Origin of the sequence: Shimia fortis (genome assembly GCF_040225985.1) — a bacterium.
In the GTDB taxonomy this organism is placed as follows: domain Bacteria; phylum Pseudomonadota; class Alphaproteobacteria; order Rhodobacterales; family Rhodobacteraceae; genus Shimia.
In genome coordinates, this window is record NZ_JBBPEU010000011.1 from 47,386 (window position 1) to 69,464 (window position 22,079).

A 22,079-nucleotide genomic window follows, 5' to 3' on the forward strand; every position below is an offset into this window, starting at 1 on the left:
CGCGAGAGGGCGCTACGCTGACGGCGTCCCTGCGCGGGCAACGTCGCGGGGATCTACCCCCGCTGCATCCCGCAGCAGTTCGTATTTCACGCGTGTGGCACTAACCTGCCGATAAAACGCGATCAGAAAGGCCGTCGGCGCCTGCAGCCGCCCCAGCCCCATGGTCGCGGCCACCACGGTGCCCACGTCCGTCTTGCCGGTCAGCACCAATCCGCCCCCCAGCAGAAGCACGGCAACTGTGCCCGCGCCGTTGACGCTGCTTAGGATGAACTTCGTCGACAGCTTCCATTTGAAAAGGGATTTGCGGGTCTCATAAATCCGGTCGAAATCCCGCCCGATCTGTTCGGCAGCTTCGGCAATATGTTCGTTCGAAATCTCGGATGTCGCCCCCCGAAGGATATGTACCCGCTCGGAAATGAGAGCATTGACGCGGCGTTGCGTGAAGAGCACGACCACAACCTGCGGCACGATCATGCAGAGCGCGATGACCCCCAACCCGGGCTGCGTGGCGACGATGAAACCGATCACACTGACCAGTGTGCCCAATTGCATCACCGGTTCGGAAAAGGCACTGCCGGTAAACTTGCCAAGGTCCTCCGCCTCGGCCGAAACCATGGTCGCCACGGCCCCCGATCCGCCCGGCACGGGATGATCCAGAAAACCTGACACGATGCGGTTGCGGATCCGGCGGATCACGTCTTCGCCCAAAGTGTTTGAAAGATAACCCGAAATCCATTTCAAGGTCAGGCTCAACAGGATGGCCCCCATCATTCCCGCGCACATCCAGAGCAGGACAGACTTGTCGATATTGCCATCTGTCAGACCGTTGATAATGTCTTTCTGATAGTTCAACGGCACGGCTGCAAGCGCCGCTATGGCCATTGAAATCAAGATCAAGAGGATCTGCTGCCGCCCGCTGACCTTCCAAATCGCCGCGTAGAGATCAAACACGTATTTTCTCCAGTTGAGTTTGGCCCGAGTTTGGTCATGCCTGCACATATTGGCAAGGAACAGGTGGGAAACGCAAAGAAATGTCACCAAGGGGGATTTTATCTGACCGCAGATGACATATCTTTGGGTTGAACGCACCGCGTAGACCCAACGAAAGGGAGGAGTTCTTAATGAAATCCATTGTCGTCGCAACCGATCTGTCTGAACGCTCTGACCGGGCGGTGCACAGGGCCTTGTTACTGGCCGCAGAACACAAAGCCCGGTTGCACGTGATTTCAATTGTGGACTCGGCCCTGCCCGACGACCTTGCCCGTCCGTTGCGTGTTTCGGTACAGGAACGTCTGCCCCGACAGATCGACGCGCTGAACACTGGCGCTGCGTATGACGTCACCGTCAAGATGGGGGATATCAGCCAGGTCCTTGGCGAATTCATCGTTGAAAAAGAGGCCGATCTGGTGGTGCTTGGCCTGCACCGCCCGCGCACCTTTCTAGATAGTCTGCGTGAAACCACCATGGAGCGGCTTGTCGCCTCGAGCACGGTGCCGGTGCTGCTGGTCAAGGATGCGGCTGATCACGCGTATGACTCGGCGCTGAGCCTTGTCAGTTATTCGCCCGCCTGTGCAGTCGCGTTGGAGTCGGCCCATGTTCTTGCACCCGAGGCCAGCCTGACAGCGCTTCATGCGCTTTACGTACCCTATGCTGGGCTGACCGGCGGCGACAAGGACTCGGAAATGGCACGTGCCGTCCTGCAAGAGGCCGAGGCAGCTTCGGCCAAATGGCTCAAGACCGTGTCGGTGCCACAGGACGCGTTTGAAACTGATATTCGCACCGGGGGCCTGCGCGGAGTCGTTCATCAGGCAATCTCGACAGACAAGCCGGATCTTCTAGCGATCGGCGCACACAGCCGCTCGGGGCTGTTTCTGCACCGGATCGGTGGCTTTGCCGCCGAACTTGTCCGCGAGCCGCCGACCGACCTGTTGATTGCACCGCCGATTTCTACGTGATCGTGGCCCCACCCGCACCGTTCAACACCAAAAGGGAAGCTGAAAATGTTTAAGAGAACCTTTGCCGCGATGGTGGCCGCCGCCAGTGTGATGATGAGCACCTCCGCCTTTGCAGGGACGGTATCCGGAACGGCTACCTATCTTGAACGCATCGCGGTCATGCCCGGCGCAGTGCTTGAGGTGAAACTGGTCGATGTCTCGCGCGCCGATGCGGCCGCGATCACGCTTTCCTATCAGCGCATGGCGCTGAAAAGGGTGCCGATGGCTTTTGAGCTGGCCTATGATGACGCCCTCATTGACGAGCGGATGCGGTACAACGTCGAGGCAGCAGTCTACGTGAAGGACAAACTGGCGTTCCGCAATACGACGGCCTATCCGGTATTGACCAATGGAAACGGAAACACGGTCGAGATCGTAATGCAGAAAATGCCCGAACCTGCCAAGGAGACCCCGCGTTTTGAAGGCACCGAATGGGAGGCCTTCGAGGTCGGGGGCAAAATGCTGATCACCGATATCAAACCAACCCTCACCTTCATGGAGGACGGAGGCGTGGCCGTTTATGCGGGTTGCAACCGCTTTCGCGGCAAGGTCGAGGTTGATCCCGATATGATGGCGTTCCCCGGCCCCATGGCCGGTACGATGATGGCCTGCCAGGACCCTTATGAAACCTTGGAAAAGACCGTTTTGAAGAACCTTGAAAAGGTGTCGGGATACGTGCTGACGGACAAGGCGCTTGCGCTGACCAACAAAAACGGCGTGACCGTAATGCGCCTGACACTCAAGGAATGATCTGCGATACCTGCGCCTAGGCCGAGAGCCGGCGCAGGATCAATTCGTCATAAAAAGTCGGGCCGCGCAGCGACTGAAAGAACCCGTTGTGGCCACCATGACGCGTCAGGATGATTTCTAGGTTCGGGTCTTTCGCCAGCGCCCCAAGATCGGCGCCGGGAACGATCGGGTCGTCAAGCGATCCTATCGCCATTACTGGCACAGGACATCCCTTTAGGTCCTCTACCCCCAAGGCATAGCTGTTAAAATAGGTGATGGCGTCAGGATAGTCGCCATAGCGCTGCATGAATGCCTCGGTCGCGCCGGTGATGGTCGGCTGCGCTATCAGCGGCGTCATGTCATAGAGGTCGGGAAAGGCACTTTGTTTGCTTCGGAATGTCCGGTGCAGTTTGCGCCGGAAATAGCGTCGTATCAGCGGGGCCGCATCGATCTTTTCCCCTACGACCGCCGGATGTACAACCGGGCTGATGGCAAAGACCCGCGCCATGTCTGGCAGCGGATCCCGTTTCAGGTGCCGTGCCACGCGCAGTGCGAAATTCCCCCCGAGCGAAAACCCCAGCAGAGACACCGGCCCATGGGGGGCCAGCCCCGTTGCATGAGCGATGGCGTTGAACACTTCGTCAAAGTGAGCCGCATGATAGGCTTTGGGGTTCAGGTTCAGTGTATCCCCATGATCCAGAAGGTTGATGCGCAGGATCGAGAACCCCTGATCAAAAAGATATCGAGATGTGGACACCACATAGGTCGACTCCACATGACCCAACCATCCATGCAGCACCAAAACCGTGCCCCGCCCTTTCGGGTTTTCCGATAACATCCCGGTGGTGCGCACCCCGTCCCCACAATCCAGAACAAGCGGTTTGGCCGCCTCGTCCATGGCCCCGCGTCCCCGTTTGCGCAGGGACATACCCGCCAGCATCGTTTGCACAAAAGCTGGGCGCAAATGGCGTGGCGGGATGTAATGCAGGTCGTCAGTTTGGGTCATCGTGTCAGATCGTTCCGGGCCTTTTAACGTAACATAGCGCCGGTGCAGGTTTTCGCCCAGTACCGCAAAGGGTGTAATTTCCAACCTTCCGACGCGTCAAGGCAGCGCAGCCCGCTGTCGCCGGATTGCAATCAGTTCAGAATCATTCTAACCAAATAGGCATTCTGGAGACAGGTTTTATGACAGATAGCTACGCCCCCCCACAAGAACGCCCCCTTGGTCAGGCCATTGGCCGCGGGCTGCGCACGAAATGCCCCAACTGCGGCAAAGGCAAATTGCTGCACAGTTACCTCAAGGTAAATGACAGCTGCTCTGAATGTGGCGAGGACTTTTCCCACCAGCGTGCGGATGACGGTCCGGCCTATCTGACAATCCTGCTTGTCGGGCACGTGCTGGGCTTTGCGCTGCATATCCTTTATGTGCAGTTCCGCCCAGAACCGCTGACCCTGGCGCTGGTGCTGACGGCAGTCACGGTATCTGCGTCTTTGTTCCTGTTACCCCGGATGAAGGGGCTTGTCGTGGCCTATCAATGGGCCAAGCGGATGCACGGGTTCTGAGCACCGCCAGGCGTCTACCTTGAGGTCACATCAAAACAAAAAAGGCGGCTTCCAAGCCGCCTTTCGTCTTTTTCAGATCTCTCGAAGATCAGGTCTCGGCTTGCATCCGCTCCAGCATCTCGCGCTGGCGCTTGCACATCAGCTTGTCCTTGAGCGGGCTGTTGGGGTCGATATCCTTAGAGCAGACCACACATTTGTCTGCGCCCGAAATCGCATTCAGGCCACCACAGCTTCCCTTGATCTTCTTGCCCATCAGCATCACGCCAAGGCTCATGCCGACCATGACGAGTGCGAACAGGATGAAAGCGAGAATGAATGTGCTCATAGGACCGATTTCCCGAAGTCAGTTGCTGGATTGCGCGGCGGCAAAGCTATTGCTTTGGAGCGTGATATAGTCACCTTCGGCGTCGTTTGCACTGCGTGAAATGAAGTAAACCGCCAAATTGTGATCATTCGCGACCTTTAGTCCGCGCTCGGCCCCAAGAACCAGCATCGCCGTGGCCCAGGCATCCGCTAGCATGGCGTTTTCAGACAACACCGTGACCGATGTCGTACGGTGTGTGATCGGGCGCCCCGTGGTCGGGTCAATAATATGGGAATAGCGCACGCCATCCTGTTCAAAGAAGTTCCGGTAATCCCCGGATGTGGCCATGCCCTTGTCGCTGACCGGCACTATCAGCTCCAGACCACCCTGCGCGCCCGGCTCGGGCGTCTCGATCCCGATGCGCCAGGGATCACCGTTCGGATTTTTCCCGCGCGCATAAAGATCGCCGCCGATTTCGACCATGTAATGCTCAACCCCGGCATCAGCCAGAACGGCGGACACCGCATCAATGCCGAAACCCTTGGCAATGGCCGACAGGTTCACCCCGACATCCGGCGCGGCCTTGGCCAGCGTGGGGCCTTCGGGGTTGAGACTCAGCAGCCGAGCCTGCCCGACGCCGGATAGCGCCTCGGCAATCGCGACATCCGACGGGATGGGATCCTCGGGCTTGCGCGGGCCAAAACCCCAGAGTTCAATCAACGGTCCAAGGGTTACGTCAAACTGCCCGCCACTGGCCACATGCACCTCGCCGGCCGCACTCATCACCTTGGCGAAGTCCGCTGAAATGGATTGGGGCAACGTGCTGGGGGAATTCGAGAAGGTCGAGACTTCGGAATTGGGATCCCAGTTCGACAGTTTTCCATTCACATCTGCCAGCGCCGTTTCGATCCCGGTCCCCAGGGCCCCCTCGTCAAGATCCACGCCAATCGCGACAACGTTATAGGTCGTGCCCATGGTTTCACCCGAGAAGCGCAAGGTCTCGGGTTTGTCTTCGAAAAAACATCCGCTTAGAAAAACAAGGGCTGCAATCGGGGTCCAGCGCATCATGTGAAGGCTCCTGTCAATCAAGGTGTCCTATGCCACCCGCCCGCATTTGAGTCAAATCGGGGCCCGCGTGGTGGCGTCGCTTGTTCAGAATTTCAGGGGTACGAAGCCCAAGGCCAATAGCCCCATCATGGCCGGCACACCAAAAAGCCAGGCACGCGTCTGCCAGCCTTCGTCCTGCTCTTTCCAGGCTTTGCGAAACCGATGGCCGCAAAACGCGACCAGCACTACAAGGATCGTGCCGGTCAATGGGGTCAGATAGAGATCACTCATTCGTTTTTTCTCCGCTCGGGGCGCCCTCGGGTGGAAAACCACTGGTCAGATCAAGATGCGGCGCTAAGATGGACGCGTTAGCGCGCTGTATGGAGGATATGACATTGGCACCAAGCTCTTACCAAGCCCCGTCCCGTGGGGACAAATCCGAAAAAACCTATAGCCAGACCAAGCAGTCAAATCTAGCCTCGTCCAGCACGACGATCGCCAAACTGCTGGCGGAAAAGGGCAGCGATGTCATTACCGTGCGCCCGAACGACACTATCGCCAATGTCGTCACCATCCTGCGCGACAAGGGCATCGGGGCCGTGGTCGTCACCGACCAGAACCGCGCAGTGAAGGGCATTCTGTCAGAGCGGGACATCGTGCGCCGCATGGCCGACACCCCAGGTCAAACCCTGCCCCAGGCAGTCGAGGACCTGATGACCAAAGAAGTCCAATCCTGTGCCCCCGGAGATTCGATGATCTCGGTCCTGCAACGCATGACCGACGGTAAGTTCCGGCACATGCCGGTGATGGAAGGTGACTCGCTCGCCGGAATGATCACCGTGGGCGATGTTGTGAATTTCCGCCTCAAAGAGCTTGAATACGAAGCGTTGCAGATGAAACAGATGATCGTCGGCTAAATGCAGGTGTCCGGCATTCGATGATGCCGGAAAAATAGAAACGGCCCGGACAGCATATCGCTGAGCGGGCCGTTTTCTTTTGGCTTTCCTGACAAACAGGGCGAACCGAGGTCCGCCCTGTTTGAAACCGTTTGTCGAAGATCAACCGCCGAAATCGTCAAGCATGATGTCTTCGCGATCCACGCCCAGGTCCAGCAGCATGTTGATCACCGATTGGTTCATGATGGGCGGACCACACATGTAAAATTCGCAATCCTCGGGGTTCGGGTGATCCTTGAGGTATTGTTCATACAGCACGTTGTGGATGAAACCGGTCAGACCGTCCCAATCATCGTCAGGCTGGGGGTCGGACAGGGCCACGTGCCAATCGAAATTGTCGAATTCCTTGGCCAGGCCGTCAAAGTCTTCGACAAAGAACATCTCTTTCTTCGAACGCGCGCCATACCAGAAGCTGATCTTGCGATCGCGGTTCTCAAGGCGTTTGAGCTGGTCAAAGATATGCGAGCGCATTGGCGCCATGCCAGCACCCCCGCCGATAAAGACCATTTCCTTCTGGGTGTCGCGGGCGAAGAATTCGCCGAACGGACCCGAGATTGTCACCTTATCACCCGGTTTCAGGTTGAAGATATAAGAAGACATCTGACCGGCCGGAATACCGGTTGAGCCTGGAGGCGGCGACGCGACACGCACGTTCAGCATGATCATGCCTTTTTCGTCCGGATAATTCGCCATCGAATAGGCGCGTTCGATCGGTACAGTGACCTTCGAGTCATACTGCCAAAGGTTAAACTTGTCCCAGTCCTCGCGATACTCTTCTTCGATGTCAAAGTCGGTGTATTTCAGCTCGTGCGCAGGGGCCTCGATCTGAATATAACCACCGGCGCGGAAGTTGACGTCTTCGCCTTCGGGCAGGTCCAGTACCAGCGCCTTGATGAAGGTCGCGACGTTTTCGTTGGAACGCACGGTGCATTCCCACTTTTTCACGCCGAACACCTCTTCTGGCACTTCGATGTCCATGTCCTGTTTCACGGCCACCTGACAGGACAGGCGATCGCCGCAGGCGGCCTCACGCTTGGTGATGTGGCTTTCCTCGGTCGGCAGGATCGACCCGCCGCCCGAATGAACCTTGACGCGACATTGCGCGCAGGTGCCGCCACCGCCACAGGCCGACGGCACGAACAGTTTCTGGTCCGCAAGGGTTTGCAAAAGCTTACCACCCGCCGGCACCGAGACGGTTTTCTCGCCGTTGATGGTGATCTGTACGTTCCCGGTCGACACCAGTCGCGAGCGCGCCAGCAGGATGATGGACACCAGGGCCAGAACGATCAGGGTGAAAAGGATGACACCCAGAGAAAAGGTTTCCATGTTTCCGCCCCCTTACAGTTTGACGCCCGAGAAGGACATGAAGGCCATTGCCATCAGACCTGCGGTGATGAAGGTAATGCCAAGCCCTTGCAGACCATCCGGCACGTCCGAATATTTCAGCTTTTCGCGCACACCCGCCATCGCGGTGATGGCCAGCGCCCAACCAAAGCCAGACGACAAACCATAAGTGGTCGCCTCGGCAAAGTTGTAGTCACGTTCCACCATGAACAGCGACCCACCCAGGATGGCGCAGTTCACCGTGATCAGCGGCAGGAAGATCCCCAGCGCGTTGTAGAGCGGCGGGAAGAACTTATCGAGGATCATCTCGAGAATCTGCACCATGGCCGCGATTACGCCGATATAGGAAATCAGACCGAGGAAGGTCAGGTCCACATCGGGGAAGCCCGCCCAGGCCAGCGCACCCGGTTTCAGCAGGTAGGTCAGCAGCAGGTTGTTGGTCGGCACGGTGATGGCCTGCACCACCATGACCGATATCCCCAGCCCCAGCGCGGTCGAAATCTTTTTCGACACGGCAATGAATGTACACATGCCGAGGAAGAACGACAGTGCGAGGTTTTCAACGAAGATGGCCTTTACGGCCAGGGAAATGAGCCCTTCCATCAGTGCCCCTCCACCGTCTGGATTTTGAATTCACGCTCTTCAACCTGTTTGGGTTTCCATGTGCGGAAGGCCCAGATGATCAGACCGATCAGGAAGAACGCCGAAGGCGGCAGCAGCAACATGCCGTTAGGCACGTACCAGCCGCCATTGTTGACAGTTTCGAAAATGGTGATCCCGAAAAGTGAGCCGGCGCCGAACAGTTCACGCACGAAGCCAACCAAGAGCAGGATCAGGCCATAGCCCAAACCGTTGCCCACACCGTCAATGAACGACGCAATCGGCGGGTTCTTCATGGCAAAGGCTTCGGCGCGCCCCATCACGATACAGTTGGTGATGATCAGACCCACAAAGACCGACAGGGTTTTCGAAATCTCGAAGGCATAGGCCTTGAGCACCTGGTCCACCAGGATCACGAGCGAAGCAATGATCACCATCTGCACAATGATCCGGATCGAGCCGGGGATCTGGTTACGCAGAATCGAGATGAAGAAGGATGCAAACGCGGTCACGAACGTTACCGCCAGCGCCATGACGAAGGCCACCTGCAGCGACGAGGTCACGGCCAGTGCCGAACAAATGCCCAGCACCTGAAGGGTGATCGGGTTGTTGTCGACCAGAGGGTCGACCAGCATTTCTTTCTTGGTCTGGCTCATCAGAGGTCTCCCGCTTTGAGTTTGGCAAGGAACGGGGCATAGCCTTCGTCGCCGAGCCAGAATTTCACGAGGTTATCGACACCCACCGAGGTCAGGGTCGCCCCCGCTAGCGCGTCAATATGATAGTCGGGGCCAGCCGGCGATTGTGCCTTTGAGACGTTGATCTGCAGATCGCCGCCTTCATCGCGCAGTTTCTTGCCATTCCAAAGCGCCTTCCAGCGGGGGTTGTCCACCTCTGCGCCAAGGCCCGGCGTTTCGCCGTGCTGATAGAATTGCAGACCGAAGATGTCGTTGCCGTTTTCTTCAAGCGCAATGAAGCCGTACAGCGTGGACCACAGGCCATAACCGTGGATTGGCAGAATGACCTTGTCGATGGCACCGGCATCGTCTTTCAGAAGATACACGACACGGTATTTCGACTTGCGACCAATCCCGGCGGGGTCATCGCTCAGGCCGACGCTCAGCTCGGGGTCGGACGCGGCGGCGATATCGTCAAATGTCGCGGCATCAAACTGGTCCGTGAAAGTGCCGGTCTCCAGTTCCAGAACCTGAGGTTCAAATGCGGCGAAGGCCTCGGCCACGTTCATGCCCGGCTCGTAAACACCCGCTACTTGCAGAACGTTGAGCTGCTTGTCACGCAGCTTGTTCGCTTCTTGCACGGGGCGCAGGTTCACGGCGGCCAGCGACACGATCATAGACGCCGCAAGGCAGAGGGCAACGGCCACGAAGATGGTCTTGCCGACCGAGTCGGGCGGCGCGGCCAGAAAACGGGCGATGGCGCCCTTGGGTTGATCAGGCGTTTGCGTATCAGACATGGCGACGCGCCCTCCGTTTGATGTTGGCCTGCACGACGAAGTGGTCGATCAGAGGCGCAAAGACGTTGCCGAACAGGATGGCCAGCATCATGCCTTCGGGGAAAGCCGGGTTGATCACGCGGATCATCACAACCATCACCCCGATCAGCGCGCCATAGATATAGCGGCCCATATTGGTGTGGCTGGCCGAGACGGGTTCGGTGACCATGAAGGCCAGACCAAAGGCATAGCCCCCCAGCACAAGGTGCCAGTACCACGGCATCGCGAACATCGGATTGCTATCCGACCCGATCAGGTTCAGCAGCAGCGAAAAGCCGATCATGCCGCCAAGGCAGCCCACGATCAGGCGGAAGTTGGCAATGCGTGTGGCAAGCAGGAAAGCCAGGCCAATCAAACAGGCCAGGGTCGAGGTTTCACCGAACGATCCCTGGACCGTCCCAATGAACGCATCCATCCAGGTGATGCCCTCGGCAGCCAGCGCCTGCACACCGTTTGCGGCGGTCACACCCAGCGCAGTTGCACCCGAGAAGCCGTCTACCGGTGTCCAGATCGAGTCACCCGACATATAGGCGGGATAGGCGAAATACAGGAACGCCCGCCCGGTCAGTGCCGGGTTGAGGAAGTTTTTACCGGTGCCGCCAAAGACCTCTTTCCCGATCACGACACCAAAGGCGATGCCCAGCCCTACCTGCCAAAGCGGGGTGCTGGCCGGGACGATCAAAACATAAAGCATCGAGGTCACAAGGAAGCCCTCGTTGACCTCGTGGCCGCGAACGGTTGCAAAGATCACCTCGATGATGCCGCCCACGACCAGAGTCGTGATGTAGATCGGCAGGAAGTACAGGAACCCGTGGAACAGGTTTCCGAACACGCCGCCCGGATCCATCGAGAACCCAAGCGCCTGCATGATCGCGATGCGCCAGCCGGTTGCGGCCTCGGGGCCCATCGCAGCCAGTGCGCTGTGCACCTGAAGGCCGGTGTTGAACATACCCCACAGGATACAGGGGATCGTCGCGATCACCACATAGGTCATGATCCGCTTCATATCCACGAAGGACCGCGCGTGCGGGGCGACCGTGGTTACCGTTTTCGGGGTATATAGCAGGCTTTCCACCATCTCGTAGATGGGGAAGTATTTCTCGTACTTGCCGCCCTTGGTGAAATGCGGCTCGACGTTGTCAAAGAAGTTGCGCAATCCCATGCATCAACCCTCCTTCTCGATCTTGGTCAGGCTGTCGCGCAGCGCCATACCGTACTCGTACTTGGCCGGGCAGGCGAACCCGCAAAGGCCAAGGTCTTCCTCGTCCAGTTCCAGTGCGCCCAACTGCTGGGCCTGATCCGTGTCCATGACCAGAAGTGCGCGCAAAAGCTGGGTCGGCAGGTAATCCTGCGGCATCAACGTCTCAAAAGTGCCGGTCGGCACCATCGCGCGGCGCCCACCGTTCAGGTTCGAGGTCAGCGGATGAAGCTTGTTGGCCAGTGCGGAAATCAGCACGGGCTGAACTGCGTATTTGTCGGGACGCGGGCGGATCCAGCCGAACACGGTCTGATCACGGTCCTCGCGGATGATCGACACCTGCCGGGCAAAGCGGCCCAGATAGGCAAATGGCCCTGTGGCGTGACGCCCTGACAGGATCGATCCCGAGATGACGCGCGGTGTCCCGGTTTCGATTTCTCCGGCGGTCAGTTCCTCGGTCGAAGCTCCCATCACGGTGCGCACAAGGCGCGGGTTGCGGGCCTCGGGGCCGGCAATCGCGACAACCATCGACGGGTCGAGGTGCCCGGTCTGCATCAGGCGACCGATGGCAATCACGTCCTGATAGCCGATGGTCCAGACTTGGTCTTCGCCCTGAAGCGGGTGCAGGAAGTGGATGTGCGTGCCTGCCAGACCCGCGGGATGCGGGCCTTCAAAGGTCGCAACCTCGACACCCGGCACATCGGCCAACGCGGCGCCGGGCGCCTGACAGAGCCATGTTGTGCCTTCGGTCAGCCGCGCCACCGTGGCAAGGCCTGCCGCGAACGCCTCGGAGGCGTCATTGATGATGACGGCGGCATCGGGCGATAGCGGGTCAGTTTCCATCGCCGTGACAAAGATCGCCTGTGGCGCCGTGCCCGGAACAGGCATCTTCGAATAGGGACGTGTGCGGAAACTGGTCCAGAGACCGGCCGCACATAGTTTTTCAGTGATGCCTTCGGCGGTATCGCCATTGCCGACACCACTGAAATCAACACCGGTGTCGGCTGCGTCGCTGACTTCAATGACAACGCTTTGCAACACGCGACGTGCGCCACGATTGACGGCGACCACCTTACCGGTGGCCGGCGCCACCATCTGGGCCGCCTCGGCATCCTTGTGGCAGAACAGGGGCTGGCCCCGTTTTACCTCGTCCCCTTCCTTGACGGCCATACGGGGCTTGAGCCCGATATAGTCGCCGCCCAGAACCGCGACATGTGCGATCGCGGGACCGTCACCTATCACCTGCTCCGGGGCACCTTCGACCGGAAGATCCAGTCCTTTTTTGAGTTTAAAGTTTTGCATTTCGCTTCGTTCTTCTCAGCCCGGCTACCTTTGCTAAGCGCCGACCCGGTACCGTCGGCGGCGCAGAATGTTCCGTCCGGGCATGGCAAAAGGCAGACCTTCGCGCCCGACGTCAGAATCTGAGGGTCTTTTAGGGGGGAATGGGGGGCGTTGCCAAGGGTATTCGGTGGTCAATTTACATTTGTGATCACTCAAAAAACGCACCCCGCCAGACTGGTGTTTTTTTCGAATTTCCGTGCGTAATTTTGGGAAACATCTCGAAACCGGCGTGTCGTTGCATGGACAAGATTTCCCCAATCTGGCGCAATTGAGGGGCAGCAAAAGGATGGGCGCATGTTGTGTGCGAAGCGATGCGTGCTGGCAGACAAGTGACGCGACGTCCTTTCAGTGCACCCATGGCCATGGCCCGTATTCCAGCCATCACTTGGCTTCCGAAAGAGGAAAGAACACTCTCAGCGGCAGTCCCACACAACTTTCTAACCCCCCTAAACTCATGGATTCTTCGCATTCGGCGCTATGCGTGCGACGACATGCAGAAAATTCAAACGCTCCTTTATTTTTGTGATCACAAAAAAACACAAACCTCACCAACCCTTTTGACACGTTTTTTTAAAGGCAACTATTTGCCCGGTCCGGAAGCAAACGTCATACGTCCTGACACCCATTTGAGGACCACAACCAGATGCAAGCCGATTACCCTTCACGTTCCCCGACCTTTGCTTCGATTTTCATTCGTGACTTTTCGCCGCTGTGAACCGCCCCAACAGCACTGCGGTTGCTGCAAGAGCGAGGTGATATGTCGCAGCCACAAAACTGTGCAAATTCAATCACATGCAAATCATAGAATGTAACACCCGCGCCACACTGCTGCGATGCAGCATTGTTTCCCAACCCCTCCAAAGATTGACATGTCCATCCGATCCTTGCAGGACTCTCCCACTGGCGCATGGGCGGCAGCGCAAATTCTCTCAGACAGGCACGCTTGCATGGTTTTGACACCTGACCTGATCCGCACCACCTATGATGCCATTCGTGACGCCACCATCCGCACCCCGATGGTCAAGGCCACACGCCTTTCATTGCATCTGGGCATTGAGCTGTATCTAAAGCTGGAAAACCTGCAGCACACCAACGCGTTCAAGGCCCGCGGCGCGCTGGCCAAGCTTTTGACCCTGAGCGATGACGAAAAGGAAAACGGCGTGATCGCCTGCAGCGCGGGCAACCATGCGCAGGGCGTGGCCTACCATGCGACCCGACTTGGCATTCCATCGGTCATCGTGATGCCCGAGGGCACCCCATTCAACAAGGTGAAGCGTACCGAGGATTTCGGGGCCGAGGTCGTGCTGCACGGGCATGGCTTTGACGAAAGCGTACAGTTCACCATGGACATGGCGCGGGATCGCAACCTGACCTTCATCCACCCCTTCGACGACGAGATCGTGGCCGCCGGACAGGGCACGGTTGCCATAGAGATGCTCGAGGACCACCCCGAACTGGATGTTGTCGTCGTGCCGATCGGCGGCGGCGGATTGATCGCGGGCATGGCAGTGGCTGCAAAGGATCTCAAACCCGAGATCGAAATCATTGGCGCACAGGCGGAATTGTTCGATGCCGCCAAGGCCCAGTTTGACATGGGCGCCACGAATTTTGGCGGGGCCACACTTGCCGAAGGCATCGCCGTGCGTGAACCGTCCCAGACCAATATGCAGATCATCGCGAAATACGTGGACCGGATCGACAGCGCCACGGAAAGCGAAATCGAAAAGGCGGTATTCGACCTGATCAGTCACGAAAAACTAGTTGCCGAAGGCGCGCCGGGCGCGGGTCTGGCCGTCATCGAGAAACACCTTGGACATTACAAGGGCAAGAAGGTGGGACTTGTGATTTGCGGAGGCAATATTGACTCGCGCCTTTTATCGACGCTGATCCTGCGCGGGCTGGTCAGCGATGGGCGCATCACGCGCTTGACCTTCGAAATCGACGATACACCCGGCCAGTTGTCAGATATCTCGCGGATCATCGGCGAAGGCGGGGCCAACGTGATCGAAGTGATCCACCAACGCATGATGCAGACCGTGGCCCTGAAACAGGCCGAACTGGAAGTGGTGATCGAGGCGCGCGACATCCATCACGTGCGCGATATCGTCACCCAGCTGCGCAATCACGGGTTCAAGGTCCGCACCGACAACGGCGTCTAGAAACGGTCCGGCCCGAACGCCGCCAGATCCATATTCGGCGCGCGCCCTGCGACCATGTCCGCGACAAGACGTCCGGTCGTGGCCCCCAGTGTGAGCCCCAACTGCCCGTGACCTGTTGCAAATGTGACGTTCGCAATTTTGTCGGACCGGCCAAGGATAGGACGGGTATCCGGGGTAAAGGGTCGACGCCCGATGCGCCGCTGCGCCCCTTCGACCTGCAATCCGGGCAAGACACGGTGCGCGCGTTTCACAAGCACATCCGCCCGTCGCCAGCGCGGGGCGGCATTTTCGCCTGCAAACTCGATGGTTCCGGCAATGGCAAGTTCGCTCTCGTAAGGTGTGATGCCAAAGCCGCCCTTGGCATAAAACACCGTGTGTTTGAGATCGACACCGGGATCGCTCAGCCCCGTGGAATACCCGATCACGCCTTCCAATTGCAGCTTGATGCCCAAATGGCGGGCCAAAGTCTTGGACTGTGTGCCCGCCGACAGCACCACCTCGTCTGCGGGCACCGTGCCGCCGTCGGAACAGGTCACGCCGGTGACGCGTCGATCTTCCCGTGTGAACCCCGTGCCCGCGACAGGTTTCACCACGCCACCACGCGCCACGAACGCGCGATGCAAATCAATGACCATGCGTCGCGGATCGGCCACAAAACTCCAGTCCCGCAGCACCGCCGCATGTTGGAAATCCGGCGCAATGGCGGGTTCCATTTCATGCGCCTCGGCGCCTGAAATCTCGTCAATGGTACAGCCCATCTCGCGCGCGAGATCAAAGGCCGCCCCCATCGTCGCCTTGTCCCGATCATCATCAAACATCTTCAGCACCGGCCGTTCGACCAGCATGTCCCGCACCTCATAGCGGCCCAACTGCGCCCGCAGATCATCCGTCGCGCGAAAGGTCAGCTTGGCCAGATCATCGGCAATGGCGCGCATCCGGAACGGGGTGGAATTCAGCGTGAACTGCGTGAACCAGGGCAGCAGGCGCAGGACGCTGGACGGGCGAAGCGAGAGAGGGGCCTCGGGATCCAGCAGCCAGCCCGGCACTTTCAGCAGCATACCCGGCTGCGACAGGGGCACGACCTCTCCTGCGGCAATGCAGCCGCAAGAGGCCCAACTGGCCCCCTCGCCCACCGCCCCCGGATCGAGAACGGTCACAGCATGTCCGTCCTCAAGCAGCGACAGCGCGCAGGAAATGCCCACGATCCCGCCTCCGATTACGACAACCTGTTTCATGCCCCAGTCCTCAGTTGTAATAGTCCAGCTCTTCCAACAAGGCTCTCGCCACGGTGACGCCGCCTTCCTGCGCCGTGGCGCGTTTGCCAAGACGCCCATCGCCGGGAACACGTGCCGTGCCATTCCCTTCGATCTCGGCGCAGATGCGCGCAATATACCCCGCAAACTGCGCATTGCCGAACCTGTCGGGGTCAATCGCGATCAGGGTGGCGCCACCTTTGACGTTAAGGGCACCATGCGCCTCACGCTCGGCATTGTCGACTGACAGGGTGCCGCCCGCAAGCGCCGCGCCCAGAACCTCGACCAGCATGGCAATCGCTGCGCCTTTGTGATCACCGAAGGGCAGCAGGCTGCGCGTTTCCAGAATGGCGTTCGGATCGGTGGTCGGCGCGCCGCTTGGGTCGAGCCCGCCGGGGCGCGGCAGGTCGTGGCCTTCGGCGGCTGCCATTTTGATATCCATCAGCGCCACCATGGAAGACGCCTGATCCCAGACGATCGGGGCCTTGCCGTCGCGCGGACAAGCAAAGGACATCGGGTTCGTGCCGAACGCCGGCCGCACCCCACCATGAGGCACCACCATGGACAGGGAATTCACCACCCCTAGCGCCACAAGACCGGCCTCGGCCAAAGGTTCGGTATCGAACCGCATGGCCCCAAGGTGGTGGCTGTTGGCGCAGGTAAAGGCCGCAATGCCGTTTTTCCGCGCCATTGCGATCAATTCGGCACGCGCCTTTTCCGCAGCAATCTGGAAGTAGCCGTTGTCGGCATCCCCGCGCAGCACGCCCGGGGCGATCCGGTCGATTTTCGGAGCGGCGGCAGGGTTGGCATAGCCCGAGGCAAAGCTCTGGGCATAGACGGGCAACATGCGCAGTCCGTGGCTGCGCGGCCCATCGCGTTCAGATTTCATGACGAGATCCGCCAAAACATCGCTGCCGTGATCATCCATCCCGGCCTTGATCAGCATGGACTTTGCGAAAGTCCGGATCTGATACAGAGATAGTTTTTCTGTCGGGATGTCGGTCATGGGAGCTCCAGTCCTGTTCAGGCGTGAATTGACCCGCACAAACGGGATACGTTCTTTGTGCGACGTCACGGCCCCCATGCCAAGCACCCGTGGCAAGAAAATTCTGATGGTGGGAAAGCTTGAGATCGTTCAGGATGAGGGCACTTTACGTGCCCTCATGCGAGGCTCTGCCTCGCGCTCCGAGGTATTTCTCGCAAGAAAAAGTAGGGGGTCAACGCATCACAAACGGATCAGGGATCGGGTCGTCGCTGGTGCGCAGCCAAACTGATTTGATCTTGGTGTATTCAAGCGCTGCCTCAAGCCCGCCTTCGCGCCCGTGTCCCGACAACCCGTGCCCTCCAAACGGGGCGATCGGGCTGACGGCGCGGTAGGTGTTGACCCAGACGATCCCGGCGCGGATCGCCCGGATCATGCGATGTGCGCGGGTCAGGTCTCGGGTGAACAGCCCCGAAGCAAGCCCATAGCGGGTGTCGTTCGCGATCCGGATGGCATCGGCCTCGGTCTCGAAATCGACCACCGACAGGACAGGGCCGAAAAACTCTTCGGTCACGCAGGGCGCTTCGGGCGCGTCAGAGCAATCAAGGATCGTGGGCGGGAAGTAGAACCCATCCCTGTCGGGCAAGGTACCGCCGGTGACAAGGCGTGCGCCCCTGTCGATGGATTGCGAGATCAGATCTTGTGCATGCTGGCGTTGTTTTTCGGTACAAAGCGGCCCGACTTCGGTCGCCATGTCGTCCGGCGGTCCGATCACCACGTTTTCGGCTTTTTCTTTCAGACGTTCCAGAAAAGCCGCCTTGATTGACCGCTGCACGACAAGGCGTGACCCGGCCACACAGCTTTGCCCCGTGGCCGCAAATATCCCAGACACCTGCGCGTTCACCGCGCTTTCGAGTTCGGCGTCTTCAAAGACGATGAAGGGTGACTTGCCACCAAGTTCTAGAGATGTCGACGCGAGATTCTCGGCCGAGTTACGCAGGATATGACGGGCCGTCGCGGGCCCGCCGGTAAAGGCCACATGCGCCACTTTAGGGTGGCTGGTCAGGACCGACCCGCAATCCGGACCGAACCCGGTGATGACATTCATCACCCCTTTGGGGAACCCCGCGCGGTCAAAGATACGGGCAAATTCCAAAAGCGGCGCCGGCGCTTCTTCCGAGGCTTTCAAAACCACCGTGCATCCCGCCGCCAGCGCCGGGCCGATCTTGACCGCGGACAGGAACAGTTGCGAATTCCAAGGCACCACAGCAGCCACTACCCCCAGAGGTTCGCGACGCAGCCAGACCTCCATGTCGGGTTTGTCGATGGGCAGATGCGCGCCTTCGATCTTGTCGGCCAGCCCGGCATAATACCGGTAGTATTCCGCGACATAGGCGATCTGGGCACTGGTCTCGCGGATAATCTTGCCGGTGTCGCGGGTTTCCAACTCGGCCAATCGGGGCGCGGCCTCGGCCACCAGGTCGGCCAGCCGCATCAACAGCTTGCCACGCTGGGTTGCCGTCATCGCGGCCCACTCGGGGCTGACAAAGGCCGTCTCTGCCGCGTCCACTGCGCGGTTCACATCGTCGGCACGGGCCTCGGGCATCAGCGCCCAGGCCTGCCCTGTTGCTGGATCAATGCTCTCGAAACGGGCGCTGCCATCGTCAAAAGCGCCGCCGATATATTGCTGGAACGTCTGCATGGTCGGTCCTTACTGAAACGCGGGCATCACATCACGAATAAAGCGTTCAAGCGAGGCTTTCTTCCGCTCGAAGCTCATCGAAGAGTCGATCCAGAAGGAATATTCGTCGTAACCCAGCGCCTCGTACTGTTTCAAACGCGCGATCACCGCGTCGGGTTCACCGATCACCAGATCACGCGCCATGGCCTCGGGGCTGTAGAAGGGATGGGCCGCGATTTCTTCGTCGGTGAGGGGCGCGATCAGACCCTGCTCGATCTCGCGCTTGTTCATGAACCACGCGCCGAAGTAATTGTAGAATCGGTTTAACTCTTCGGCGCCGCGCTTGGTGTCTTCGGGACTGTCGGACACGTAAGTGTGTTGCAGCAGCATGATCTTCGGGCGGGGCCGGTCGGGGAATTTTTTACAGGCCGCGTTGAATTTGTCCATAAGATCGGTGATTTCGGAGTCCCCCTTCCAAAGCGGCGTTACCTGCACATTGCAGCCATTCGCCACAGCGAAGTCATGGCTGTTGGGATCGCGCGCCGCAACCCAGATCGGGGGGCCGCCATCCTGAAAAGGCAAGGGTGCAGATGTGGTTTTCGGGAAGGACCAGAACTCGCCCTCATGCGTATAGTTGCCCGCCCAGAGGTTTTGAACCGCCGGCACCAGTTCGCGCATCCGCTGGCCTGCCTCCCAGGCATCCAGGCCGGGCAACATGCGTTCATATTCAAAGGAATAAGCCCCGCGCGCGACCCCCAGATCAAGGCGCCCACTGGTGATGATATCAGTCATCGCCGCCTCGCCCGCCAACCGGATCGGATGCCAGAACGGTGCGATCACCGTCCCGGTGCCAAGGCGGACGTTTTTGGTGTGATGCGCAAGATCAACGAGGTTCAGGAACGGGTTCGGCGCAATGGTGAAATTCATGCCATGATGCTCGCCGGTCCAGATGGCATGCATCCCACCGGCATCGGCCATTTTGCACAACGCAATGAACTCGTCATAAAGCTTCTTCTGATCCTGATCGGGCGAAATCCGCTCCATATGGGCAAACAAAGAGAATTTCATGGGTCAGTTCCTCTTGGATGCGACCGGGCGGACTTGGCCACGGGTCTGATTGCCGACATACACCCCGAAATTTCCCATCCGGCTTTCTTCGGCAAAGCGTGACAGCATGGTCTGCATGGCTGGATCTGCGATGGTGGACAGTGTGTCAGGGTCAAGATGTTTGAAGGTGCCGCAGGTTGGCGTGCCACCCTCCGATGGACAATGGAACGAAATATGCTGGTAGTCGCCCGCTTCGTCTTCATAAACGGAATAGATGAACCCGGGTTCGGCTGTCACACCACAGTCATCAATCAGCCGGGCAAGGGCGGCGGATGCGCCCCCCTTGCCGACCCGTGTTTCCGGCAGGCAGAAACCGCTCTGCCCGTCTTCGACAAGCAACACCCTGCCATTATGTTCGATCAGGGCCGAGACGGTCAGTTGCGCTGTGCCGCCCAGTGCCTCGGCCTCTGCCGCTGCAGTCACATAGGCGCCGTTGGCATATCCCAGCCCGGGCAAGGCCGCGTGATCAAACGCCTCGACCTTGCCGATCAGGATCAGGTGGTCGCCGGCCTCGACACGGTTGTGCATCGCACAGTCGAACCAGGCCGACACCCCGTCCAGCACGGGCGCGCCATGCGGTCCGTCACGCCAAACAACTTCGGCAAATCGGTCCTCTACGGGGCGGGCAAAGGTGTTGGACACCTCTTTTTGCCCTTCGGACAGGACGTTGATGGCAAACCCCGTAGCACTGGCGAAGATGGCAAAATTGCTTGATGTGTTCGCAATGCAGACCAGAACAAGCGGCGGGTCCAGCGACACCGAGGCAAAGGAGTTGGCCGTGAAGCCGACCGGCTGCCCTCCGGCATCCCGCGTCGTCACGACGGTCACACCAGTCATGAACGACCCAAAGGCATTGCGCAGGCTGCGCGGATCGAAGCGGCTCATGCGGTTTCCCTTTCGTCCTCGGATGTGGTCAGCCACGTATTCAGGGCAAGGTTCACGCGATCCGGGTGGGTCAGGTTGACCATGTGGCGCGCGTCGTCGATCACCACAGCATGCCCCCGTGGCGCGGCCCCAGCCATCGCACGGGACATCGCAGGAGTCGAATTGGGGTCCTCCGACCCTGTCAGGGCCAGCAGAGGGCATGTGATGCTGGGAAAACGGTCCGCGTAGGTCGCGTCGCCCCCGGCAAAGGCGGCATAGGCATCGCCATACCCCTTGGGGTCCACAGACGACAGCCAGCCAGCGACCAGATCGCGGCTGGCCTTGTCCTTGTCAGCATCCGTGAACCAGCGATCCAATGGGGCTTGGGTGTCGACGTCACCTGCACGAATAACCTCGGCACGGCGCTGCACCGCCGCGCGTGCCGCATCGTCGCGCCGGAACACCCCGTTCAACAGGGCGACCCGCCTGACTTGCGAGGGATAAGTGGCCGCATATCCGGCAGCGATCAACGCCCCCATCGAATGGCCCGCCAGATCGACCGGACCAGGGTCGAGCGCCTTCAGCACCGCGTGAAGCCAGGACACATAGTCGGGCAAAGCGGGCTCATCCGGCAGCGGATCGCTTCTGCCATGGCCGGGCATGTCCAATGCGATCACCCGCGCCCCCGATGACAACGCATTGATCTGTGGACCCCACGCTGCCGATTGCAAGCCGACCCCGTGCAGCAGGACCAAGGGCGCACCCTGCCCTGCGGTACGATAAGTCACGCACCCGAAGGGGTCAGACAGCTGCAGGGTTGTCAACGTCATGACCCAACTCCTTGAGATCCTGATACCGATCCCCGATCCGGTGATGCGGACGCCCGCCGACCGACGCCCCGAGGGCCACGACGATCTCGTCCGGGCCCGGCGCATCCGCCACAGACAGTTGAATCGTCAGATAGTGGCTGCGCCGTCCGCCGTCATTTTTGTCCATGAGTGGGATTTGCAACGGCGCATTCGCCGGGCCCCGCGTGTTCGTGAAGGCAAGGTAGGACTTTGCCCCGACCGCCTCGCGATAATGGTTGCCGAAACGCAGTGTGTGGATCAGAGCAGAGGCATGTTCCACCTCGCCGTTGACGCCGACAATTGCGGACTTGCCATAGCCTTCTACCTTGTCACCGCCTCCGGCTGCTTCAAGGATCATGCCTGTCAACATCGCGCCGAGGTCCGAGGCACACTCATGAATGCCGGGACGCAGGTCTTCGACAAAGCCCAGCCCCGCCCAGGGGCTCCTGATCACCGCAACGGCGGCGATCATTTTCAACGGCACCGGTGCGGGTTTGCCGCCCTCGATCAGCGTTTCTTCGACATGCAACAGGGTCTTTCGGATTTCCGCAGGCATTCGCGCACCTATGCTCAGTGATTCCAGTTGCCAGATTTATGGT

At 59.4% G+C, this 22,079-nt stretch carries 23 protein-coding genes; 5 read left to right on the top strand and 18 right to left on the bottom strand.

Going from position 1 to position 22,079, the window contains the following annotated elements; translation table 11 throughout:
* Positions 1 to 12: 12 nt before the first annotated feature.
* On the bottom strand, positions 13 to 951 hold the full coding sequence (locus WNE31_RS15310) for an ABC transporter transmembrane domain-containing protein (protein ID WP_349980820.1): 939 nt from the start codon (positions 949 to 951) through the stop codon (positions 13 to 15).
* A gap of 170 nt (positions 952 to 1,121) precedes the next feature.
* On the opposite strand from WNE31_RS15310, the gene WNE31_RS15315 reads away from it, so the two are divergent.
* Positions 1,122 to 1,955 (top strand): universal stress protein, encoded by an 834-nt coding sequence (locus WNE31_RS15315; protein ID WP_349980821.1) that lies wholly within the window; start codon positions 1,122 to 1,124, stop codon positions 1,953 to 1,955.
* Positions 1,956 to 2,000: 45 nt separating this feature from the next.
* Complete coding sequence (locus WNE31_RS15320; RefSeq protein ID WP_349980822.1) at positions 2,001 to 2,744, top strand: YbaY family lipoprotein; 744 nt, start codon at positions 2,001 to 2,003, stop codon at positions 2,742 to 2,744.
* Between the two features lie 16 nt (positions 2,745 to 2,760).
* On the opposite strand, the gene WNE31_RS15325 is transcribed toward WNE31_RS15320, so the two are convergent.
* Positions 2,761 to 3,729, bottom strand: a complete 969-nt coding sequence (locus WNE31_RS15325) for a YheT family hydrolase (protein ID WP_349980823.1) — start codon at positions 3,727 to 3,729, stop codon at positions 2,761 to 2,763.
* A gap of 179 nt (positions 3,730 to 3,908) precedes the next feature.
* Here WNE31_RS15325 and WNE31_RS15330 point away from each other — a divergent pair, with 179 nt between their 5' ends.
* Positions 3,909 to 4,286 carry a DUF983 domain-containing protein gene (locus WNE31_RS15330; RefSeq protein ID WP_349980824.1) on the top strand — a complete coding sequence of 126 codons (378 nt, stop codon included), beginning with the start codon at positions 3,909 to 3,911 and terminating at the stop codon, positions 4,284 to 4,286.
* Between the two features lie 88 nt (positions 4,287 to 4,374).
* Here WNE31_RS15330 and nqrM read toward each other — a convergent pair whose 3' ends face one another.
* From nqrM to WNE31_RS15345, 3 genes are all read right to left on the bottom strand, one after another.
* On the bottom strand, positions 4,375 to 4,611 hold the full coding sequence (gene nqrM / locus WNE31_RS15335) for a (Na+)-NQR maturation NqrM (RefSeq protein WP_349980825.1): 237 nt from the start codon (positions 4,609 to 4,611) through the stop codon (positions 4,375 to 4,377).
* A gap of 18 nt (positions 4,612 to 4,629) precedes the next feature.
* A complete protein-coding gene (locus WNE31_RS15340) occupies positions 4,630 to 5,658 on the bottom strand; it encodes an FAD:protein FMN transferase (RefSeq protein ID WP_349980826.1) in 1,029 nt (342 codons plus the stop codon).
* Positions 5,659 to 5,742: 84 nt separating this feature from the next.
* Positions 5,743 to 5,928, bottom strand: a complete 186-nt coding sequence (locus WNE31_RS15345; protein WP_349980827.1) for a hypothetical protein — start codon at positions 5,926 to 5,928, stop codon at positions 5,743 to 5,745.
* Positions 5,929 to 6,032: 104 nt separating this feature from the next.
* Between WNE31_RS15345 and WNE31_RS15350 the strand changes: the two genes are divergently transcribed.
* Positions 6,033 to 6,554 (top strand): CBS domain-containing protein, encoded by a 522-nt coding sequence (locus tag WNE31_RS15350; protein WP_349980901.1) that lies wholly within the window; start codon positions 6,033 to 6,035, stop codon positions 6,552 to 6,554.
* Positions 6,555 to 6,695: 141 nt separating this feature from the next.
* Here WNE31_RS15350 and nqrF read toward each other — a convergent pair whose 3' ends face one another.
* From nqrF to WNE31_RS15380, 6 genes are read right to left on the bottom strand one after another with little or no spacing between them, the layout of a single operon-like run.
* Positions 6,696 to 7,919 carry an NADH:ubiquinone reductase (Na(+)-transporting) subunit F gene (gene nqrF, locus WNE31_RS15355; RefSeq protein WP_349980828.1) on the bottom strand — a complete coding sequence of 408 codons (1,224 nt, stop codon included), beginning with the start codon at positions 7,917 to 7,919 and terminating at the stop codon, positions 6,696 to 6,698.
* Positions 7,920 to 7,931: 12 nt separating this feature from the next.
* The gene (gene nqrE, locus WNE31_RS15360; RefSeq protein WP_349980829.1) at positions 7,932 to 8,540 is read right to left on the bottom strand and encodes an NADH:ubiquinone reductase (Na(+)-transporting) subunit E; all 609 of its coding nucleotides are present in this window, start codon (positions 8,538 to 8,540) and stop codon (positions 7,932 to 7,934) included.
* The gene (locus WNE31_RS15365) at positions 8,540 to 9,193 is read right to left on the bottom strand and encodes an NADH:ubiquinone reductase (Na(+)-transporting) subunit D (RefSeq protein ID WP_349980830.1); all 654 of its coding nucleotides are present in this window, start codon (positions 9,191 to 9,193) and stop codon (positions 8,540 to 8,542) included. The genes nqrE and WNE31_RS15365 overlap by 1 nt, the downstream gene beginning before the upstream one ends.
* Positions 9,193 to 10,008: a Na(+)-translocating NADH-quinone reductase subunit C gene (locus WNE31_RS15370; RefSeq protein ID WP_349980831.1), complete on the bottom strand. Its 816-nt coding sequence runs from the start codon at positions 10,006 to 10,008 to the stop codon at positions 9,193 to 9,195. Before WNE31_RS15370 ends, WNE31_RS15365 begins: the two co-directional genes overlap by 1 nt.
* Positions 10,001 to 11,209 carry an NADH:ubiquinone reductase (Na(+)-transporting) subunit B gene (locus WNE31_RS15375; RefSeq protein ID WP_349980832.1) on the bottom strand — a complete coding sequence of 403 codons (1,209 nt, stop codon included), beginning with the start codon at positions 11,207 to 11,209 and terminating at the stop codon, positions 10,001 to 10,003. The genes WNE31_RS15370 and WNE31_RS15375 overlap by 8 nt, the downstream gene beginning before the upstream one ends.
* 3 nt (positions 11,210 to 11,212) lie before the next feature.
* Positions 11,213 to 12,547 carry a Na(+)-translocating NADH-quinone reductase subunit A gene (locus tag WNE31_RS15380; RefSeq protein ID WP_349980833.1) on the bottom strand — a complete coding sequence of 445 codons (1,335 nt, stop codon included), beginning with the start codon at positions 12,545 to 12,547 and terminating at the stop codon, positions 11,213 to 11,215.
* A 986-nt stretch (positions 12,548 to 13,533) separates the two neighbouring features.
* Between WNE31_RS15380 and WNE31_RS15385 the strand changes: the two genes are divergently transcribed.
* Entirely contained in the window at positions 13,534 to 14,745 is a 1,212-nt protein-coding gene (locus WNE31_RS15385) for a threonine ammonia-lyase (protein ID WP_349980834.1), read from the top strand.
* Here the strand turns inward: WNE31_RS15385 and WNE31_RS15390 are convergent.
* The 7 genes from WNE31_RS15390 to WNE31_RS15420 all read right to left on the bottom strand — a co-directional run bounded on the left by WNE31_RS15390 (position 14,742) and on the right by WNE31_RS15420 (position 22,036).
* Positions 14,742 to 15,980, bottom strand: a complete 1,239-nt coding sequence (locus WNE31_RS15390) for an NAD(P)/FAD-dependent oxidoreductase (RefSeq protein WP_349980835.1) — start codon at positions 15,978 to 15,980, stop codon at positions 14,742 to 14,744. The two genes, WNE31_RS15385 and WNE31_RS15390, sit on opposite strands and share 4 nt — an antisense overlap.
* A 10-nt stretch (positions 15,981 to 15,990) precedes the next feature.
* Positions 15,991 to 17,004 carry an Ldh family oxidoreductase gene (locus tag WNE31_RS15395; RefSeq protein ID WP_349980836.1) on the bottom strand — a complete coding sequence of 338 codons (1,014 nt, stop codon included), beginning with the start codon at positions 17,002 to 17,004 and terminating at the stop codon, positions 15,991 to 15,993.
* Positions 17,005 to 17,215: 211 nt separating this feature from the next.
* Positions 17,216 to 18,682 (bottom strand): aldehyde dehydrogenase, encoded by a 1,467-nt coding sequence (locus WNE31_RS15400; RefSeq protein ID WP_349980837.1) that lies wholly within the window; start codon positions 18,680 to 18,682, stop codon positions 17,216 to 17,218.
* A gap of 9 nt (positions 18,683 to 18,691) precedes the next feature.
* Positions 18,692 to 19,729 (bottom strand): LLM class flavin-dependent oxidoreductase, encoded by a 1,038-nt coding sequence (locus WNE31_RS15405; protein WP_349980838.1) that lies wholly within the window; start codon positions 19,727 to 19,729, stop codon positions 18,692 to 18,694.
* A 3-nt stretch (positions 19,730 to 19,732) separates the two neighbouring features.
* The gene (locus WNE31_RS15410) at positions 19,733 to 20,653 is read right to left on the bottom strand and encodes a flavin reductase family protein (RefSeq protein WP_349980839.1); all 921 of its coding nucleotides are present in this window, start codon (positions 20,651 to 20,653) and stop codon (positions 19,733 to 19,735) included.
* Positions 20,650 to 21,462: an alpha/beta fold hydrolase gene (locus WNE31_RS15415; protein WP_349980840.1), complete on the bottom strand. Its 813-nt coding sequence runs from the start codon at positions 21,460 to 21,462 to the stop codon at positions 20,650 to 20,652. The genes WNE31_RS15410 and WNE31_RS15415 overlap by 4 nt, the downstream gene beginning before the upstream one ends.
* Positions 21,434 to 22,036 (bottom strand): amino acid synthesis family protein, encoded by a 603-nt coding sequence (locus tag WNE31_RS15420; RefSeq protein ID WP_349980841.1) that lies wholly within the window; start codon positions 22,034 to 22,036, stop codon positions 21,434 to 21,436. The genes WNE31_RS15415 and WNE31_RS15420 overlap by 29 nt, the downstream gene beginning before the upstream one ends.
* Positions 22,037 to 22,079 lie beyond the last annotated feature (43 nt).

Excerpts from the sequence above, each read along its gene's own strand:
- nqrM (WP_349980825.1), bottom strand. The coding sequence starts at position 4,611 with ATGAGCACATTCATTCTCGCTTTCATCCTGTTCGCACTCGTCATGGTC.
- WNE31_RS15320 (WP_349980822.1), top strand. The coding sequence starts at position 2,001 with ATGTTTAAGAGAACCTTTGCCGCGATGGTGGCCGCCGCCAGTGTGATG.
- WNE31_RS15390 (WP_349980835.1), bottom strand. The coding sequence starts at position 15,980 with ATGAAACAGGTTGTCGTAATCGGAGGCGGGATCGTGGGCATTTCCTGC.
- WNE31_RS15375 (WP_349980832.1), bottom strand. The coding sequence starts at position 11,209 with ATGGGATTGCGCAACTTCTTTGACAACGTCGAGCCGCATTTCACCAAG.
- WNE31_RS15365 (WP_349980830.1), bottom strand. The coding sequence starts at position 9,193 with ATGAGCCAGACCAAGAAAGAAATGCTGGTCGACCCTCTGGTCGACAAC.
- WNE31_RS15420 (WP_349980841.1), bottom strand. The coding sequence starts at position 22,036 with ATGCCTGCGGAAATCCGAAAGACCCTGTTGCATGTCGAAGAAACGCTG.
- WNE31_RS15340 (WP_349980826.1), bottom strand. The coding sequence starts at position 5,658 with ATGATGCGCTGGACCCCGATTGCAGCCCTTGTTTTTCTAAGCGGATGT.
- nqrE (WP_349980829.1), bottom strand. The coding sequence starts at position 8,540 with ATGGAAGGGCTCATTTCCCTGGCCGTAAAGGCCATCTTCGTTGAAAAC.
- WNE31_RS15400 (WP_349980837.1), bottom strand. The coding sequence starts at position 18,682 with ATGCAGACGTTCCAGCAATATATCGGCGGCGCTTTTGACGATGGCAGC.
- WNE31_RS15330 (WP_349980824.1), top strand. The coding sequence starts at position 3,909 with ATGACAGATAGCTACGCCCCCCCACAAGAACGCCCCCTTGGTCAGGCC.
- WNE31_RS15315 (WP_349980821.1), top strand. The coding sequence starts at position 1,122 with ATGAAATCCATTGTCGTCGCAACCGATCTGTCTGAACGCTCTGACCGG.
- WNE31_RS15325 (WP_349980823.1), bottom strand. The coding sequence starts at position 3,729 with ATGACCCAAACTGACGACCTGCATTACATCCCGCCACGCCATTTGCGC.
- WNE31_RS15395 (WP_349980836.1), bottom strand. The coding sequence starts at position 17,004 with ATGACCGACATCCCGACAGAAAAACTATCTCTGTATCAGATCCGGACT.
- WNE31_RS15385 (WP_349980834.1), top strand. The coding sequence starts at position 13,534 with ATGGTTTTGACACCTGACCTGATCCGCACCACCTATGATGCCATTCGT.
- WNE31_RS15380 (WP_349980833.1), bottom strand. The coding sequence starts at position 12,547 with ATGCAAAACTTTAAACTCAAAAAAGGACTGGATCTTCCGGTCGAAGGT.
- nqrF (WP_349980828.1), bottom strand. The coding sequence starts at position 7,919 with ATGGAAACCTTTTCTCTGGGTGTCATCCTTTTCACCCTGATCGTTCTG.
- WNE31_RS15405 (WP_349980838.1), bottom strand. The coding sequence starts at position 19,729 with ATGAAATTCTCTTTGTTTGCCCATATGGAGCGGATTTCGCCCGATCAG.
- WNE31_RS15370 (WP_349980831.1), bottom strand. The coding sequence starts at position 10,008 with ATGTCTGATACGCAAACGCCTGATCAACCCAAGGGCGCCATCGCCCGT.
- WNE31_RS15410 (WP_349980839.1), bottom strand. The coding sequence starts at position 20,653 with ATGAGCCGCTTCGATCCGCGCAGCCTGCGCAATGCCTTTGGGTCGTTC.
- WNE31_RS15415 (WP_349980840.1), bottom strand. The coding sequence starts at position 21,462 with ATGACGTTGACAACCCTGCAGCTGTCTGACCCCTTCGGGTGCGTGACT.
- WNE31_RS15345 (WP_349980827.1), bottom strand. The coding sequence starts at position 5,928 with ATGAGTGATCTCTATCTGACCCCATTGACCGGCACGATCCTTGTAGTG.